At 57.9% G+C, this 16,915-nt stretch carries 15 protein-coding genes and 3 tRNA genes; 16 read left to right on the top strand and 2 right to left on the bottom strand.

What is annotated here, in order from left to right:
• Nucleotides 1-71: 71 nt before the first annotated feature.
• On the bottom strand, nt 72-1,121 hold the full coding sequence (gene rsgA / locus D8B20_RS15365; RefSeq protein WP_145889665.1) for a small ribosomal subunit biogenesis GTPase RsgA: 1,050 nt from the start codon (nt 1,119-1,121) through the stop codon (nt 72-74).
• Between the two features lie 102 nt (nt 1,122-1,223).
• On the opposite strand from rsgA, the gene orn reads away from it, so the two are divergent.
• The 4 genes from orn to D8B20_RS15345 all read left to right on the top strand — a co-directional run bounded on the left by orn (nt 1,224) and on the right by D8B20_RS15345 (nt 2,350).
• Entirely contained in the window at nt 1,224-1,772 is a 549-nt protein-coding gene (orn, locus tag D8B20_RS15360) for an oligoribonuclease (protein WP_145889664.1), read from the top strand.
• A gap of 171 nt (nt 1,773-1,943) precedes the next feature.
• Nucleotides 1,944-2,019 (top strand) — tRNA-Gly (locus D8B20_RS15355).
• Nucleotides 2,020-2,123: 104 nt separating this feature from the next.
• Nucleotides 2,124-2,199, top strand: a tRNA-Gly gene (locus tag D8B20_RS15350).
• Nucleotides 2,200-2,274: 75 nt separating this feature from the next.
• Nucleotides 2,275-2,350: transfer RNA gene (locus D8B20_RS15345), tRNA-Gly, on the top strand.
• Between the two features lie 429 nt (nt 2,351-2,779).
• On the opposite strand, the gene queG is transcribed toward D8B20_RS15345, so the two are convergent.
• Nucleotides 2,780-3,919, bottom strand: a complete 1,140-nt coding sequence (gene queG, locus D8B20_RS15340; protein ID WP_145889663.1) for a tRNA epoxyqueuosine(34) reductase QueG — start codon at nt 3,917-3,919, stop codon at nt 2,780-2,782.
• On the opposite strand from queG, the gene nnr reads away from it, so the two are divergent.
• The 12 genes from nnr to nsrR all read left to right on the top strand — a co-directional run bounded on the left by nnr (nt 3,918) and on the right by nsrR (nt 16,912).
• Nucleotides 3,918-5,435 carry a bifunctional ADP-dependent NAD(P)H-hydrate dehydratase/NAD(P)H-hydrate epimerase gene (gene nnr, locus D8B20_RS15335; protein ID WP_145889662.1) on the top strand — a complete coding sequence of 506 codons (1,518 nt, stop codon included), beginning with the start codon at nt 3,918-3,920 and terminating at the stop codon, nt 5,433-5,435. The two genes, queG and nnr, sit on opposite strands and share 2 nt — an antisense overlap.
• A gap of 3 nt (nt 5,436-5,438) precedes the next feature.
• Nucleotides 5,439-5,915: a tRNA (adenosine(37)-N6)-threonylcarbamoyltransferase complex ATPase subunit type 1 TsaE gene (gene tsaE / locus D8B20_RS15330; RefSeq protein ID WP_145889661.1), complete on the top strand. Its 477-nt coding sequence runs from the start codon at nt 5,439-5,441 to the stop codon at nt 5,913-5,915.
• Nucleotides 5,912-7,576: an N-acetylmuramoyl-L-alanine amidase AmiB gene (gene amiB, locus D8B20_RS15325; RefSeq protein ID WP_145889660.1), complete on the top strand. Its 1,665-nt coding sequence runs from the start codon at nt 5,912-5,914 to the stop codon at nt 7,574-7,576. Before tsaE ends, amiB begins: the two co-directional genes overlap by 4 nt.
• A gap of 40 nt (nt 7,577-7,616) precedes the next feature.
• Nucleotides 7,617-9,497: a DNA mismatch repair endonuclease MutL gene (gene mutL, locus D8B20_RS15320; RefSeq protein ID WP_145889659.1), complete on the top strand. Its 1,881-nt coding sequence runs from the start codon at nt 7,617-7,619 to the stop codon at nt 9,495-9,497.
• Nucleotides 9,490-10,440, top strand: coding sequence for a tRNA (adenosine(37)-N6)-dimethylallyltransferase MiaA (gene miaA, locus D8B20_RS15315; RefSeq protein WP_145889658.1), 951 nt, complete (start codon nt 9,490-9,492; stop codon nt 10,438-10,440). The genes mutL and miaA overlap by 8 nt, the downstream gene beginning before the upstream one ends.
• Before the next feature lie 101 nt (nt 10,441-10,541).
• Nucleotides 10,542-10,856: an RNA chaperone Hfq gene (gene hfq / locus D8B20_RS15310; RefSeq protein WP_145889657.1), complete on the top strand. Its 315-nt coding sequence runs from the start codon at nt 10,542-10,544 to the stop codon at nt 10,854-10,856.
• An 81-nt stretch (nt 10,857-10,937) separates the two neighbouring features.
• The gene (gene hflX, locus D8B20_RS15305; RefSeq protein WP_145889656.1) at nt 10,938-12,218 is read left to right on the top strand and encodes a ribosome rescue GTPase HflX; all 1,281 of its coding nucleotides are present in this window, start codon (nt 10,938-10,940) and stop codon (nt 12,216-12,218) included.
• 78 nt (nt 12,219-12,296) lie between these two features.
• Complete coding sequence (hflK, locus tag D8B20_RS15300) at nt 12,297-13,532, top strand: FtsH protease activity modulator HflK (protein ID WP_145889655.1); 1,236 nt, start codon at nt 12,297-12,299, stop codon at nt 13,530-13,532.
• Nucleotides 13,533-13,535: 3 nt separating this feature from the next.
• Nucleotides 13,536-14,540 (top strand): protease modulator HflC, encoded by a 1,005-nt coding sequence (gene hflC, locus D8B20_RS15295; RefSeq protein ID WP_145889654.1) that lies wholly within the window; start codon nt 13,536-13,538, stop codon nt 14,538-14,540.
• A gap of 57 nt (nt 14,541-14,597) precedes the next feature.
• Nucleotides 14,598-14,798, top strand: coding sequence for a DUF2065 domain-containing protein (locus tag D8B20_RS15290; RefSeq protein ID WP_145889653.1), 201 nt, complete (start codon nt 14,598-14,600; stop codon nt 14,796-14,798).
• Nucleotides 14,799-14,973: 175 nt separating this feature from the next.
• Complete coding sequence (locus D8B20_RS15285; protein WP_145889652.1) at nt 14,974-16,272, top strand: adenylosuccinate synthase; 1,299 nt, start codon at nt 14,974-14,976, stop codon at nt 16,270-16,272.
• A 196-nt stretch (nt 16,273-16,468) separates the two neighbouring features.
• Nucleotides 16,469-16,912 carry a nitric oxide-sensing transcriptional repressor NsrR gene (gene nsrR / locus D8B20_RS15280; protein ID WP_145889651.1) on the top strand — a complete coding sequence of 148 codons (444 nt, stop codon included), beginning with the start codon at nt 16,469-16,471 and terminating at the stop codon, nt 16,910-16,912.
• Nucleotides 16,913-16,915: the final 3 nt, after the last annotated feature.

Raw genomic sequence — 16,915 nt, 5'->3', positions numbered from 1 at the left:
TGTGGTTTAGACAAAAAGGGGGCGGATTGTAACAGCGCCCCGGTCGGTTGGCGAATGTGCCGTTGTACGCGTTAATCTTCGCTGGCGGAAAAGTTTTTACGCGTTTTTACCTGCGCCATGCTCTCCAGAATGCGGTGGTAGTTATCGAAGCGCGAAATGGCAATCAGGTCATTCTCTACGGCTTCGCGGATGGCACAGCCGGGATCGGTATCATGCTTACAGTCGCGGAACCGGCAAGCCCCGAGAAATTCACGAAATTCGACAAATCCGCGCGTGATTTGTTCCGGCTCCAGATGCCACAAGCCGAACTCGCGCACGCCCGGTGAATCGATCACGTCGCCGCCGTGCGGGAAGTGATACAGACGCGAGGCGGTGGTGGTGTGCTGGCCGAGGCCGGAGACGTCCGACACATCATTCGTAAGAATCTCTTCCCCGGCCACATCCAGACCCAGCAGCGTATTCAGCAGACTGGATTTGCCGACGCCCGATTGTCCGGCAAAGATGCTGACGCGGCCGGTCAGCGCCGCTTCCAGATCGCGCAGGCCATCTTTGGCATGGCTTGATACCATCAGCACGCGATAGCCGATATGGCGATAGATATCCATCTGCTCGTCAACAAAGGCACGGCCTTCCTCATCCAGCAGATCCGTTTTATTCAGCACCAGCAGCGGTTCGACGCCCAGCGTTTCGCTGGCAACCAGATAGCGATCGATAATGTTCAGCGACAGCTCCGGCAGGATCGCCGAGACGATAATGATCTGATCGATGTTGGCGGCGATCGGTTTCACGCCGTCGTAAAAATCCGGGCGCGTCAGCACCGTCTGCCGCTCATGCACCGCCTCAACGATGCCTTTTCCGCCGCTTTCGCCGGCCGGACGCCACACCACGCGGTCACCGGTGACCAGCGAGCGGATAGTGCGGCGGATATTGCAGCGATGCACCGCGCCTGCGCTGTCTTCAACATCGGCATGCATGCCAAAGCGGCTGATCACCACGCCTTCAGCGGCTTCACCAAACAGGCTGTCATCCGGCTCCGGCTTTTCGTTCCGCTGCTGCAGACGGCGCTGATGATTAGCGCTGACGCGACGTTGTTGACCCTTCGACAGTTTATTTTTGCTCACGCATCCTCTCAGGCTTTCGCCAGGCTTCGCCCCGCTGGGCAAAACGTCTATGATACACCTTAAATTAGGCTAATGACGACTTTGGCAACGGGCGGAACATGCATGACAGCTGGAAATGAAAACAATCTGATTTGGATCGACCTGGAAATGACCGGGCTCGATCCGGAGCGCGATCGCATTATTGAGATCGCCACCCTCGTCACCGACGCCAACCTGAACATTCTGGCGGAAGGGCCGGTGCTGGCCGTGCATCAATCTGATGCCCAGCTGGCGCTGATGGACGACTGGAACGTGCGGACCCATACCGGCAGTGGGCTGGTGGATCGCGTTAAGGCCAGCCCGTTTGACGATCGCGCCGCGGAACTGGCCACGCTCGATTTTCTGAAGCAGTGGGTGCCGGCGAACGCTTCGCCTATTTGTGGCAACAGCATCGGCCAGGACCGCCGTTTTCTGTTTAAGTACATGCCTGAGCTGGAAGCCTATTTCCACTATCGCTATCTGGACGTCAGTACGCTGAAAGAGCTGGCGCGCCGCTGGAAGCCGCAAATTCTGCCGGGCTTTAAAAAAGCCGGTACGCATCAGGCACTGGACGATATCCGGGAGTCCGTCGCCGAGCTGGCCTACTACCGCGAGCACTTTTTGCAGCTTTAATCTGCAGCGGGTGCGCAGGAAATCATCAGGTTGCTGATTAAAGCAGCAATCGCGCAGAAAGCGCAAAATTTTGCTTTTGAACGCTTGCGGCGGAAAGGATTTCTCGTATAATGCGCACCCCGTACCGATGAAGAATTTGCAACGGTACGGACGCAGTAACAGCAACATGTTGCGGGAATAGCTCAGTTGGTAGAGCACGACCTTGCCAAGGTCGGGGTCGCGAGTTCGAGTCTCGTTTCCCGCTCCAGATTGCACAGCAGTACCAGAATCAATGTGCCAGTGTGCAGCATGCGCAACAGCCGTTAACCCGGCATGAGCCCAGGCAGCCAGCATACTGAGTTCAGTGATGATGCGGGAATAGCTCAGTTGGTAGAGCACGACCTTGCCAAGGTCGGGGTCGCGAGTTCGAGTCTCGTTTCCCGCTCCAGATTTTACAGTACACCATCCAAATCACGGATTGCGTCACCGGCAGTATCGGTTAAGACTCAAAGCCGAAGATTATGCGGGAATAGCTCAGTTGGTAGAGCACGACCTTGCCAAGGTCGGGGTCGCGAGTTCGAGTCTCGTTTCCCGCTCCAGATTTTCATATTCACTATTGTTATTTGCTCACGGGCACCTTCAGACATAAAACAGCTGCACGCTTTGCTTCGTTTAGCGGTTGGTTTATCTGGAATGTTTGCACACCGCGTTCGCCTGAGCCGGTCGGTAACCTTATGCCGTTATCAGCCAGGTTATCCACAGCGCGCACGTAACGTGTCCACGGTGTTTTACCCTATCTGCAAAACCGTTTTGAACAGAGTTATCCACAGGCTCTGGACTGACCCCTGCGCGCTATTCCACACATATTTATTTACAGCTATTGCCTAACCTGCTGTATTTAATATCTTTTAAGCTGTTTCAGCTTATTAGCGAAGCGCGTAGACGAAATAATGATCCTCGTCATTGATCGGTGACATAATTTTATTCACAGCATGTGGAAAAGGATAATATCCTGCTTCGCTGTACAATCACGCATCACGGGGCAGGCCTTTTTCGACGGCGCGCACCAGCCGCTGTTTCTGTGCAGGCTGCACCTCAATCGCCTGCGCGGCACGCTTCTGTAACTGCTGCGCAATCGCCCAGTCGATGTGCTCGTCCAGCAGCGGATGCTCGCCACGCCGCAGCGTAAGTGCCGCTACGTTATCCTCTGACCACGGTGCGTTGCCCAGCGCGACGGCCACATTGCGCAGCCAGCGCAGGTGACCAATTCGCCGGATAGCAGAGCCTTCCGTCACCCGCAAAAACTTCGCCTCGTCCCACTGAAACAGATCGATCAGCTGCGGCGCATGCAGCACGGCGCGCGGTGAAAAATCCGGCTCATCCGTCAACTGCCCATAGCGGTTCCACGGACAAATTAGCTGACAATCGTCACAGCCGTAGATGCGGTTGCCAATCAGCGGACGCAGCGCTTCGGGGATGGCGCCTTCCAGTTCGATGGTGAGGTACGAAATACAGCGCCGCGCATCCACCACGTACGGCTCCACGATGGCGCCTGTCGGGCAAATGGTCATGCAGGCCACGCAGCGCCCGCACTGCTCCTGCTGCGGCAGGTCCACCGGCAGCGGCAGATCGATCAGCAGTTCGCCGAGGAAAAACCAGGAGCCGGCTTCGCGATTCAGAATCAGCGAATGCTTGCCTGTCCAGCCCAGGCCGGCTTTCGCGGCGAGCGGGCGTTCCAGCACCGGTGCGGAGTCAACGAACGGACGAAAATTCAGTTCGCCGCAGTGCGCCTGAATCATTTCCCCGAGCTTTTTCAGTCGATTGCGCAATACTTTGTGGTAATCGCGACCCAGCGCATAGCGGCTGACATAACCCAGCTGTGGATTTTTCAGCGTGCTGGCAAACGCGGCTTTGGCTGGCAGATAGTTCATGCGAACGCTGATCACGCGCAGCGTACCGGGCAACAGTTCATGCGGACGCGCACGCATCATGCCGTGGCGCGCCATCCAGTCCATTTCGCCGTGATATTGCTTCTCCAGCCACGCCTGCAGCTTCGGCTCTTCGGCACGCAAATCTGTGTCGCAGATGCCGACCTGCTGAAAACCGAGGTCGCGCCCCCACTGTTTAATGTGTAGAGCGAGCTGTTCAAGATCGAGAGGGTATGACATGAGAAACCAGGCAATTGAAGCAAACGCGCGCAGTTTACCACACTCTGTCTGGCCTGCGCAGGCAATGGCGCAGCTGGAACGCGAGGCGGCGGATAGCCTGGGGCTGACCCTGTATGAACTGATGCAGCGGGCCGGACAGGCCAGTTATGAGCTGGCGCGGAGGCTGTGGCCGCAGGCGCAGCACTGGCTGATCCTGTGCGGACACGGCAACAACGGCGGAGACGGCTACGTGATTGCGCGCCTGGCGCAGGCCGCGGGTTTACAGGTAACGCTGCTGGCCTGCACAGGCAACAAGCCGCTGCCGGAAGAGGCGGCCCAGGCACGCGACAGCTGGCTGGCCGCCGGTGGCGTCGTTCATGCGGCGGATGCGGCGTGGCCGGAATCGGTCGACATCATTGTCGATGCCCTGCTGGGCACCGGTCTGAACCGTGCGCCCGCCGCTCCTTATGCCAGCCTGATTACCCAGGCAAATGCGCATGCCGCACCGGTGCTGGCGGTGGATATCCCCTCGGGTCTGGTTGCCGCCAGCGGCACGGCACCTGGCGCTGCCATCGTGGCCGACCACACCCTGAGCATGATCGCCCTTAAGCCCGGTCAGCTAACCGGCAAAGCGCGTGCCCATGTCGGGCAGTTACACTGCCATGCGCTGGGCCTGGAGCGTTTTCTGGCCGGAGAAACCGCCCCGATCAGACGTGTTGATGCCACCAATCTGGCCGGCTGGCTGCCGGTGCGTAATGCCACAGCTCATAAAGGCGACTTCGGCAAACTGCTGGTCATCGGGGGTGACAGCGGCACCGCCGGTGCCATTCGCATGACGGGCGAGGCGGCGCTGCGCACCGGTGCCGGACTTGTGCGCGTGCTGACGCATGAAGATAATATTGGCCCGATACTCACTGCGCGACCGGAGCTGATGGTGGATGCGCTGCACGCCGATCGGCTGGACCAGGCGCTGGAGTGGGCGGATGTGATTGCTATCGGGCCGGGCCTCGGCCAGCGTGACTGGGCGCAGAATGCGCTGAAAAAAGTCGCCGCCAGTAAAAAGCCGATGCTTTGGGATGCGGATGCGCTGAACCTGCTGGCAATCAATGCGGATAACCGTCAGAATCGCATCATTACGCCGCATCCTGGCGAGGCTGCGCGCCTGCTGGGCGTTAACATCCATGAGGTGGAAAGTGACCGCTTACAGGCGGCACAGACGCTGGCGAAGCGCTACGGTGGCGTGGTGGTACTCAAAGGTGCGGGCACGGTGATTGCCAGTGCGGCGGGCGAGATGGCCATTACCGATGCAGGTAATGCGGGCATGGCCACCGGCGGCATGGGCGATGTGCTGAGCGGCATTATTGCGGCCCTGCTGGGCCAGAAGTTATCACTGTTTGACGCAGCCTGCGCCGGCTGCGTGGCGCACGGGGCAACGGCAGATGCGCTGGCGCGACAGCGCGGCACGCGCGGCATGTTAGCCACTGATTTGTTCGAACTGCTGTGGCAGTTTGTTAATCCAGAGATGATCCAACAATAAAGCATGAAGACCTGTGTTATCCCTTTGCCCGATGAGGCGGCAACCCTGAATCTGGGTGCACAATTAGCCCGCGTTTGCAGCAGCGCGATGGTGATCTACCTGTATGGCGATCTGGGGGCGGGAAAAACCACCTTCAGCCGCGGTTTTCTGCAGGCGCTGGGCCACCAGGGCAACGTAAAAAGCCCGACCTATACGCTGGTGGAACCGTACGAACTGGGTGCGCGCACGCTGTATCATTTTGACCTCTACCGGCTTGCCGATCCGGAGGAGCTGGAGTTCATGGGGATCCGTGACTACTTCAGCGGCGATGCGCTTTGTCTGGTTGAGTGGCCACAGCAGGGCGCAGGCATCCTGCCAGAGCCGGATCTGGCGCTGAGCCTGCGCTATGCCGGCACGGCGCGGGAAGCGGAAGTGTCAGCGCTTTCCGCCCGGGGTGAACAGGTGCTGCAGCAGTTCACACAGGGCAGGGATGCGGTATGACGGCACGGATAAAAGGCCTGCTGCTGGCCGCGCTGTGCCTGTTTTCTGCCTCATCCCTGGCCGCTACGCTGCGCGATATCAAGGTAGAGAACGGCGACAGCCAGGCCACTGTGACGCTGAGCTTTAACGGCCAGCCGGTTTATGGCTTCTTTCCGCTGCACAACCCGAATCGTGTCGTGCTGGATATCCGGCAGAGCGGGGCTATTCAGGGCCTGCCGCTTAACTTCAGCGGGCAAAACATTGTCCAGCGCATTCGTAACAGCCAGCCGAAAGATAAGCAGAGTATCCGCCTGGTGTTTGAGCTGACTCAGGCAGCAAAAACCCGCGCCACAACGCAGCGCGATGGCGATCAGTACCGCGTGGTGTTTACCCTGCGTGGCACTCAGCCGGCAGGGCGTAGCACAGCTGCGGCCCCGGTCTCCAGCGCGCGGCAGAGTGACAGCGCGGTGAGCAGCCAGGGCAATCCGTTTAATGCCAGCCCGGTCACCGCCGTCACCAGCAGCAACACCACGGTGCGGCCGGGTAGTGCAGTGGCGCGCAATGACGCGATCATTGTGGCGATTGACGCCGGGCACGGTGGTCAGGACCCTGGCGCGACCGGGCAGCGCGGCCTGCATGAAAAAAATGTCACTATCGCCATTGCGCGCAAGCTGAAAGCGCTGATGGAGCAGGACCCGATGTTCAGACCGGTGCTGACGCGTAACGGTGATTACTTTATTTCGGTGATGGGGCGTTCAGACGTTGCGCGCAAAGAAAATGCTAATCTGCTGGTCTCTATTCACGCCGATGCCGCCCCCAATCACTCTGCCACTGGCGCATCCGTCTGGGTGCTGTCGAACCGCCGGGCCAACAACGAAATGGCTAACTGGCTGGAGCAGAAAGAGAAGCAGTCAGAACTGCTGGGCGGGGCGGGCGATCTGCTGGCCAACAGTCAGGCCGATCCTTACCTGAGCCAGGCGGTGCTTGACCTGCAGTTTGGTCATTCTCAGCGCGTGGGCTATGACGTGGCAGTAAAAGTGCTGCAGCAGCTGCGTGGCATTACGCCGCTGCACAAACGGCTACCGGAACATGCCAGCCTGGGCGTGCTGCGTTCGCCGGATATTCCTTCTTTACTGGTTGAGACCGGGTTTATCAGTAACCTGGCGGAGGAGCGGCTGCTGGGCAGCAGCGCGTATCAGGAAAAAATTGCGCAGTCGATTTATAAAGGCCTGCGCAACTATTTCCTTGCGCATCCGTTGCAGTCGGTCCCAAAGGAGGAAAACCGGCCGCTGGACAGCGCACCAGCGGTTAGCGTGGCCAGCAACCCGGCCAGCGGTACCGTACACTATACCGGCGCAACGCTGCGCCATACGGTGACCCGCGGTGAAACGCTCTCCGGTATCGCGGCGAGCTATGGCGTCAGCATGGCGACCCTGCGCGACCTCAATAACCTGAAGCGGGACGTGGTCTGGGTAGGGCAGCGGCTGAAAGTGCCGGCCCGCTCCGGCGTCAGCAGTACCGCCAGTGCCAGCCGGCCAACGCGTCATAAAGTGGTGCGCGGTGATTCACTGACGGCGATTGCGGCGCACTATGGCGTCAGCCCGAAAGCCATCATGCAGGCGAACAATATGAAGTCGAGCAATGTGATGCTGGGGCAAAATTTAAAGATTCCGCAGTCCTGATGATGGGCTGCCTGCAGCCCATACGTTACGAGGAACCGCCATGCCAATACAGATTTTACCGCCGCAGCTGGCGAATCAGATTGCCGCAGGCGAAGTGGTGGAGCGTCCGGCCTCGGTCGTCAAAGAGCTGGTGGAGAACAGCCTCGATGCCGGTGCGACCCGCATTGACATTGATATTGAAAAGGGCGGCGCAAAGCTGATCCGTATCCGCGACAACGGCTGCGGCATTGCCCGCGATGAGCTGGCTATGGCGCTGGCGCGTCACGCCACCAGTAAAATCGCCTCTCTGGACGATCTGGAAGCCATCGTCAGCCTGGGGTTCCGCGGCGAAGCGCTGGCCAGTATCAGCTCCGTGTCGCGGCTGACCCTCACCTCACGCACCGCCGAACAGCAGGAAGCCTGGCAGGCCTATGCGGAAGGGCGCGATATGGCGGTCACGGTGAAACCGGCGGCGCACCCGGTGGGGACATCGCTGGAAGTGCTCGATCTGTTTTACAACACGCCCGCCCGCCGTAAATTCATGCGCACCGAAAAAACCGAATTCACCCATATTGACGAAGTAGTACGGCGTATCGCACTGGCCCGCTTTGACGTGGCGATTTCACTGACGCACAACGGCAAGCTGGTGCGGCAGTATCGTGGCGTCAGTCAGGAGGCACAGCGCGAGCGGCGGCTGGGGGCGATCTGCGGCACCGCCTTTATGCAGCATGCGCTGCGCATTGACTGGCAACATGACGATCTCGCCCTGCGCGGCTGGGTGGCGGACCCTGCCGGTTCGCGGCTGGTAAGCGACCTGCAGTACTGCTACGTGAATGGCCGCATGATGCGCGACAAGCTCATCAACCACGCGATTCGCCAGGCGTATCAGACCCAGCTGGGAGACGACCAGCAGCCCGCGTATGTTCTTTATCTGGAGATCGATCCGCATCAGGTTGATGTCAATGTGCATCCGGCAAAACACGAGGTGCGTTTTCATCAGTCGCGGCTGGTGCATGACTTTATCTGGCAGGGCGTGATGAGCGCGCTGCAGAGTTGCGCGCCCGCAGAGCGGCCGCTGGCGCGGGCCGAAGAACCGGCTGCGCAGTGGCAGCCGGAGAACCGCCAGGCGGCCGGCGGCAACCATTTTGCTCAGCCGCCCGGCACGTCGCGCAGCAGCGCTGGCGACACCAGCACCAGCGGCGGTCACCGCAGCGGCAGCAGCGCGGCCTGGCAGCATAAGGAACCGGGCTACCGCGCCCGGGAAGGTGCCGCTTATCAGCAGCTGCTGCAAACGCCTGCCGCAGAGGTGCCGCGCGCCGCTGCGCCGCAGCCTGCCCCCGCGGCGGTGCCTCAGCCGGCACCGCGCGATGTTCCGCTGGCCGCGCACGCGCAAAGCTTTGGCCGCGTCCTGAGTGTGATTCAGGAGCGCTATGCCCTGCTGGAACGGGGCAGCAGTGTGCAGCTGCTGTCGCTGGCCGTGGCGGCACGCTGGCTGAAACAGGCCCAGCTGCAGCCGGGCGAAGCGGGGCTGAAACCGCAGCCGCTGCTGATTCCGGTGCGGCTGAAAATCGCCCAGGAAGAGCTGCGCGTGATAGACACCCGGCACGCGTTGCTGAGCCAGATGGGCATTGATTTACAACGGGAAGGTCAGCATGTGACCCTGCGCGCCGTGCCTTTACCGTTACGAACACAAAATTTACAAATCTTGATTCCAGACCTGTTAGGCTATCTCGCCCGGCACCAAGAGGTTTCTGCTGTTGCGCTGGCTCAGTGGCTGGCGCGGCGTGAAGAAGCAGAAGAACCTCACTGGAATCACTCGCAGGCGATTGCGTTGCTGGCAGAGCTGGAACGGCTCTGTCCGCATCTGCTGAAGTCGCCGCCTTCTGGTCTGATACAGACCCTGGATATTGAGAGCGCGATTACCGCGTTGAAGCATGAGTGAACAAAACCAGGCTAGCCGGCCAAAGGCAATTTTTTTGATGGGGCCAACCGCCTCCGGCAAGACGGCATTAGCGATTTCGCTGCGTCAGCAACTGCCGGTGGAACTTATCAGCGTAGACTCTGCCTTAATCTATCGCGGGATGGATATTGGTACGGCGAAGCCGTCAGCAGCAGAGTTAGCGCAGGCGCCCCATCGTTTGCTGGACATCCGCGATCCGTCAGAGGCGTATTCTGCCGCTGAGTTTCGTCGTGATGCGCTGGCTGAAATGGCGGAAATTACCCGAAACGGTAAGATTCCGTTGCTTGTTGGTGGAACCATGCTCTACTTCAAAGCGTTGCTTGAAGGATTGTCGCCGCTGCCCCCGGCCGATCCGGAGGTGCGTCAGCAGATAGAGCAAAGGGCGGCGGAAAAAGGGTGGGAAGCCCTGCACCGCCAGCTGTGTGAAATCGATCCGGTCGCCGGTAGTCGTATTCATCCGAATGATCCGCAGAGACTTTCGCGAGCACTGGAAGTTTTTTTTATTTCGGGTAAAACTTTAACGGAACTGACAAAAACGTCCGGTGAAGCGTTACCCTACGAGGTGTACCAGTTTGCCATCGCTCCGGCGACGCGCGAACTGCTACATCAACGCATTGCGATGCGTTACGACCAGATGTTAGCGTCAGGCTTTGAAGCGGAGGCTCGTGCCCTGTTTGCACGAGGTGATTTGCATACGGATATGCCTTCCATTCGTTGTGTGGGTTATCGTCAGATGTGGTCTTATCTGGCTGGCGAAATCGATTACGACGAAATGGTTTATCGGGGAATTTGCGCCACCCGGCAGCTCGCAAAACGCCAGATGACCTGGTTACGCGGCTGGCATGACGTCCACTGGTTAGACAGTGACGCGCCAGCGTCAGCGCGTGATGCGGTGCTTCAGGTAGTTAGTGCGCAGCAGGGATGATTGTGTACAATTGGTCCGTTATCGTGCGCAAATTTTTACGCAGTTTTTCTGAACCACGGTTCTTAAAGTAATAAACAACAAGCATATAAGGAAAAGATAGAATGGCTAAGGGGCAATCATTACAAGACCCGTTTTTGAACGCACTGCGTCGTGAACGTGTACCGGTTTCGATTTATCTGGTCAATGGCATTAAGCTGCAGGGACAGATTGAATCCTTCGATCAGTTCGTCATTCTGCTGAAAAATACGGTAAGTCAGATGGTGTATAAGCACGCCATCTCAACAGTGGTTCCTTCTCGTCCGGTTTCGCACCACAGCAATAACGCGGGCGGCAGCGGTGGCAGCAACTACCACCACGGCGGAAGCAATCAGAGCGCTCAGTCGCAGCCACAACAGGACGGCGATAACGCAGAATAATTTTGCGTTGCCGTAAAGCCAGGGCTGGGGAGCGATAAACGTTTTCCCGTCCTGGTTATTTTATTTTAGCGAGGTTATAGCTTGTTTGACCGTTATGATGCCGGTGAGCAGGCCGTACTGGTACACATCTGGTTCTCCCAAGACAAAGAGCTGGAGGATTTGCAGGAGTTTGAAACTCTTGTCTCTTCTGCGGGCGTCGACGCGCTGCAAGTGATTACCGGCAGCCGTAAAGCGCCACATCCCAAATATTTTGTCGGTGAAGGAAAGGCAGTTGAAATTGCCGATGCGGTAAAAGCGAGTGGAGCATCGGTCGTTTTATTCGATCATGCCTTATCGCCTGCTCAGGAACGCAACCTTGAACGTCTGTGCGAATGTCGCGTTATCGACCGCACCGGCTTAATTCTCGATATTTTCGCCCAGCGCGCCCGCACCCATGAAGGGAAACTGCAGGTCGAGCTGGCACAGTTACGCCATCTGGCCACCCGCCTGGTACGCGGCTGGACCCACCTTGAGCGCCAGAAAGGCGGTATCGGCCTGCGCGGTCCGGGTGAAACTCAGCTGGAAACCGACCGTCGTTTACTGCGTGGCCGAATCAGTCAGATTCTTTCCCGCCTTGAGCGCGTGGAAAAACAGCGCGAACAGGGACGCCAGGCGCGCGCCAAAGCGGACGTGCCAACGGTCTCGCTGGTGGGTTACACCAACGCCGGCAAATCCACCCTGTTTAATGCGATCACGTCAGCCAATGTGTACGCCGCCGATCAGCTTTTCGCAACGCTCGATCCTACGCTGCGTCGCCTGAATGTGGCAGACGTCGGAGAAGTGGTATTGGCCGATACCGTCGGCTTTATTCGTCATCTGCCGCACGATCTGGTGGCGGCGTTCAAAGCCACGCTGCAGGAAACCCGCCAGGCTACGCTGCTGCTGCATGTGATTGATGCCGCTGATATCCGCGTCAATGACAACATTGACGCAGTCAACGAGGTGCTGGCCGAGATTGAGGCCGATGAAATTCCGGCGCTGCTGGTGATGAACAAAATCGATATGCTGGACGGATTTGAACCGCGTATCGACCGCAATGAAGAAAACCTGCCGGTCCGCGTCTGGCTCTCGGCGCAGAACGGTATTGGCCTGGAGCTGCTCTGGCAGGCGCTGTCTGAGCGGCTGGCCGGAGAAGTGGCGCAGTATGATTTACGTCTGCCGCCTGAAGCGGGCCGCCTGCGCAGCCGCTTTTATCAGCTGCAGGCGATTGAAAAAGAATGGAATGAAGAAGATGGCAGTGTGGGTTTGCATGTGCGTTTGCCGATCGTTGACTGGCGCCGTCTGTGTAAGCAGGAGCCGTCGCTAACCAGTTATATTGTTTGACCGTTGCCCACTCATTTACCCGAAAACGTGCCCGGCACGCGGTAGGGTAAACTTATATAAAATAAATGGAGTAGAGACATGGCGTGGAATCAGCCCGGAAATAACGGACAGGACCGCGACCCGTGGGGAAGCAGCAATAACCAAGGCGGCAACTCTGGGGGAAATAAAGGAGGTCGCGATCAGGGGCCTCCTGATCTGGATGATATCTTCCGTAAGCTGAGCAAGAAGCTCGGCGGACTGGGCGGTGGCAAACAGAGCGACAATGGTCAGCGCAGCGGCGGCAGCGGTGGCAAACTGGTTGGCATTGTAGCCGTTGCAGCGGTCGTCATCTGGGCGGCCAGCGGTTTCTACACCATCAAAGAAGCGGAACGCGGCGTCGTGACGCGTTTCGGCAAATTCAGTCATCTGGTTGAGCCTGGCCTCAACTGGAAACCAACCTTTATCGATCAGGTGCGTGCGGTAAACGTGGAAGCAGTGCGTGAACTGGCGGCCTCGGGCGTGATGCTGACTTCAGACGAAAACGTCGTGCGCGTGGAAATGAACGTGCAGTATCGCGTCACCGATCCCGAGCGCTATCTGTACGCCGTGACCAGTGCCGATGACAGCCTGCGTCAGGCCACTGACAGCGCGCTGCGCGGCGTGATTGGCCGTTCCACCATGGATCGCATTCTGACTGAAGGCCGTACCGTGGTGCGCAGCGATACCCAGCGCGAAATCGATGAGACGATTCGCCCGTACAACATGGGCATCACGCTGCTGGACGTCAACTTCCAGGCGGCGCGTCCGCCGGAAGAGGTCAAGGCGGCGTTTGACGACGCGATTGCTGCCCGTGAAAACCGCGAGCAGTACGTGCGTGAAGCCGAAGCCTACGCCAATGAAGTGCAGCCGCGGGCGAATGGTCAGGCACAGCGTATCCTCGAAGAGGCGCGTGCGTATAAAGAGCGCACCGTACTGGAAGCGCAGGGTGAAGTGGCGCGTTTTGCCCGTCTGCTGCCGGAATACAAAGCGGCACCGCAAATCACCAAAGAGCGTCTCTATATCGAAAGCATGGAGCGCGTGCTTAGTCATACCCGTAAAGTGCTGGTAAATGATCGCAGCAACAGCCTGATGGTGCTGCCGCTCGATCAGCTGCTGCGCGGCGGCCAGAGCGGCAATGCCCGCGGCCAGAACAACACCAATCTGATGAAATTACCGTCTTCGCCGGGCAGCAGTGCCAGCCGTAATGACGCTTCATCTTACAGTCCGGACAGCATCATGGATCAGCGTCGCGCGAATGCGCTGCGCAACGATACCCAGCGCGAAGGGAGGGAGTAATCGATGCGTAAGCCAATCATCGCCGTAATTATTGTAGTGCTGGTGGTGCTGTACGCGTCACTGTTCGTGGTGCAGGAAGGCCAGCGTGGCATCGTGCTGCGCTTTGGTAAGGTTCTGCGTGACAGCGAGAACAAACCGCAGGTGTACGCGCCGGGTCTGCACTTTAAGATCCCGTTTATTGAAACCGTCAAGTCGCTGGATGCCCGTATCCAGACCATGGATAACCAGGCCGATCGCTTCGTCACCAAAGAGAAGAAAGACCTGATTGTGGATTCCTACATTAAGTGGCGCATCAGCGATTTCAGCCGTTACTACCTGGCGACCGGCGGTGGCGATGTTTCACAGGCAGAAGTGCTGCTGAAACGTAAGTTCAGCGACCGTCTGCGTTCTGAAATGGGGCGGCTGGATGTGAAAGACATCGTCACCGATTCCCGTGGCCGTCTGACCACCGACGTGCGTGATGCCCTGAACACCGGCAGCGCGGGCAACGATGATGAAGTGCAGACACCGGCGGCTGACGATGCGATCGCCAGTGCGGCGGCGCGCGTAGAGCGCGAAACCAACAGCAATGAACCGGCGCCAAACCCGAACAGCATGGCGGCACTGGGTATTCAGGTAGTTGATGTGCGCATTAAGCAGATCAACCTGCCAACCGAAGTTTCTGATGCCATTTACAACCGCATGCGCGCAGAGCGTGAAGCAGTAGCGCGCAGCCAGCGTTCACAGGGTCAGGAAGAGGCAGAAAAACTGCGCGCCCAGGCGGATTATCAGGTGACGCGTACGCTGGCAGAAGCCCAGCGTCAGGCACTGATTACCCGCGGTGAGGGGGACGGTGAAGCGGCCAAACTGTTTGCAGATGCATTCAGTCAGGATCCCGATTTCTATGCCTTTATCCGCAGCCTGCGCGCCTATGAAAGCAGCTTTGCTGATAATCAGGACGTCATGGTGCTGAGCCCGGACAGCGATTTCTTCCGCTATATGAAAGCGCCGACTAACGCCGCGCGCTAAGACCTGTTATAACCTTGAGGCCGACACTGTTGTCGGCCTTTTTTTTGGGAAAATGCAATGAACACAACCATCTGGATGGCGCTGGCGCTGGTATTAGTGCTGGAGGGATTAGGCCCGATGTTACTGCCGCGTCTCTGGCGCCGTATGATCCTATCGATGGCGCAGTTGCCCGACCGTATTTTGCACCGTTTTGGTGGCGGGCTGGTGGTGGCCGGCGTGGTGATCTACTACATGCTGAGCACGCATGCCGGCAGCTGACCGCAAAATATCTGGCTGGTGCCGGCTAAATTGTGTCTCGCTTCGCCGGGGATACCAACATATTGTGAGCTGCGCAAAACCCAGGCAAAAAACAGCGCAATCGTGTGCTAAAAGTGCTGAAAGTGTGAAAATCCGATGGTAGAATCCATTTTTAAGCAATCGGTGATTTTAGAAAATGGGTAAGAACGTCGTCGTACTGGGCACCCAATGGGGTGACGAAGGTAAAGGTAAGATCGTAGACCTTCTGACTGAACGCGCGAAATATGTTGTGCGTTACCAGGGTGGCCACAATGCAGGCCATACACTTGTCATCAACGGTGAAAAAACCGTCCTCCACTTAATTCCCTCTGGCATCCTGCGTGAAAACGTCACCAGCATCATTGGTAATGGTGTTGTGCTGTCGCCTGAAGCACTGATGAAAGAGATGAACGGTCTGGAAGCGCGCGGTGTGCCGGTACGTGAACGTCTGCTGATCTCTGAAGCCTGTCCGCTGATTCTGCAATACCATGTGGCAATGGACCTGGCGCGTGAAAAAGCGCGCGGTGCCAAAGCGATTGGCACCACCGGTCGCGGTATCGGTCCGGCCTACGAAGACAAAGTTGCCCGTCGCGGTCTGCGCGTCAGCGACCTGTTTAACAAAGAAACCTTTGCGGTGAAGCTGAAAGAGATCGTTGATTTCTACAACTTCCAGCTGGTGAACTATTACAAAGAAGATGCGGTTGACTACGAAAAAGTGCTGAACGATGTGCTGGCAGTGGCCGACATCCTCACCGGCATGGTGGTTGACGTATCTGAACTGCTGGACGGCGCGCGTAAGCGTGGCGATCTGATCATGTTCGAAGGTGCACAGGGCACGCTGCTGGACATCGACCACGGAACTTATCCGTATGTGACCTCCTCTAATACCACAGCAGGTGGCGTGGCAACGGGTTCCGGTATCGGTCCGCGCTATGTCGATTACGTGCTGGGTATCGTGAAGGCTTACTCTACCCGTGTGGGTGCGGGTCCGTTCCCGACCGAACTGTTCGACGAGACCGGCGAGTTCCTGTGTAAAAAAGGCAATGAGTTCGGTGCCACGACCGGACGTCGCCGCCGCACCGGCTGGCTGGATGCCGTTGCCGTGCGCCGTGCCGTGCAGATCAACTCCCTCTCTGGCTTCTGCATGACCAAACTGGACGTGCTGGACGGCCTGAAAGAAGTGAAAATCTGTGTGGGCTACCGCATGCCGGATGGCCGCGAAGTCACCAGCACGCCGCTGGCGGCAGAAGGCTGGGAAGGCATCGAGCCGATTTATGAAACCCTGCCGGGCTGGAGTGAAAACACCTTTGGTGTTAAAACACTGGAAGGCCTGCCGCAGGCAGCGCGTGACTATATCAAACGTGTTGAAGAAGTGACCGGTGTGCCGATTGATATTATTTCTACCGGCCCGGACCGTAGTGAGACTATGATTCTGCGCGATCCGTTCGACGCATAATAACGCTCCTCAGGCCGGACACTGTCCGGCCTCTGTTTATCTGCTCTTTGATTCCGCTCACTCTATTTTTTCCGGCAGAAATGGTTCGCTGCGGAAAAAAGCGCTCCGGGTTCTCCACACTGGTTTATCATCTTGTTAATCGAAGCGTGCTAACACAGCGCAATAACAACAAAATCGATGATTCACTGAGGTAGATGTGCAGCTAACGAGTTTTACCGATTATGGTCTGCGCGCGCTGATTTACATGGCGACGTTGCCAGCAGGCATGCAGACAAACATTACCGAAGTCACCGATACCTACGGGGTATCGCGTAACCATATGGTTAAAATCATCAACCAACTTAGCCGGGCTGGCTTTGTCGCCGCGACACGCGGTAAAAACGGCGGAATTCGTTTAGGCATGGACCCGGAACACATCGTGATTGGCGACGTGGTGCGAAAAATGGAACCTTTACAGCTGGTAAACTGTGAAGAGTGTGCCATCACACCGGCCTGTCGTCTGCGCAGCGTATTGAATAATGCCGTACAGTTATTCCTGAAAGAGCTGGATAACTATACGCTGGCCGATCTGGTGCAAAACAACGATTCGCTATACCACATTTTATTGTCCGAACCGCCGGTGGCAATCCAAAATAAATGACAT

The sequence above is a fragment of the Candidatus Pantoea soli genome (genome assembly GCF_007833795.1).
GTDB lineage: Bacteria > Pseudomonadota > Gammaproteobacteria > Enterobacterales > Enterobacteriaceae > Pantoea > Pantoea soli.
The sequence above is the reverse complement of the archived record's forward strand: the minus strand, read 5'-3'. Positions and strand labels throughout refer to the sequence as shown.

Coding starts and splice junctions, on each gene's coding strand:
- orn (WP_145889664.1), top strand. CDS start 1,224: ATGACAGCTGGAAATGAAAACAATCTGATTTGGATCGACCTGGAAATG.
- nnr (WP_145889662.1), top strand. CDS start 3,918: ATGAGAAACCAGGCAATTGAAGCAAACGCGCGCAGTTTACCACACTCT.
- queG (WP_145889663.1), bottom strand. CDS start 3,919: ATGTCATACCCTCTCGATCTTGAACAGCTCGCTCTACACATTAAACAG.
- tsaE (WP_145889661.1), top strand. CDS start 5,439: ATGAAGACCTGTGTTATCCCTTTGCCCGATGAGGCGGCAACCCTGAAT.
- amiB (WP_145889660.1), top strand. CDS start 5,912: ATGACGGCACGGATAAAAGGCCTGCTGCTGGCCGCGCTGTGCCTGTTT.
- mutL (WP_145889659.1), top strand. CDS start 7,617: ATGCCAATACAGATTTTACCGCCGCAGCTGGCGAATCAGATTGCCGCA.
- miaA (WP_145889658.1), top strand. CDS start 9,490: ATGAGTGAACAAAACCAGGCTAGCCGGCCAAAGGCAATTTTTTTGATG.
- hfq (WP_145889657.1), top strand. CDS start 10,542: ATGGCTAAGGGGCAATCATTACAAGACCCGTTTTTGAACGCACTGCGT.
- hflK (WP_145889655.1), top strand. CDS start 12,297: ATGGCGTGGAATCAGCCCGGAAATAACGGACAGGACCGCGACCCGTGG.
- hflC (WP_145889654.1), top strand. CDS start 13,536: ATGCGTAAGCCAATCATCGCCGTAATTATTGTAGTGCTGGTGGTGCTG.
- D8B20_RS15290 (WP_145889653.1), top strand. CDS start 14,598: ATGAACACAACCATCTGGATGGCGCTGGCGCTGGTATTAGTGCTGGAG.
- D8B20_RS15285 (WP_145889652.1), top strand. CDS start 14,974: ATGGGTAAGAACGTCGTCGTACTGGGCACCCAATGGGGTGACGAAGGT.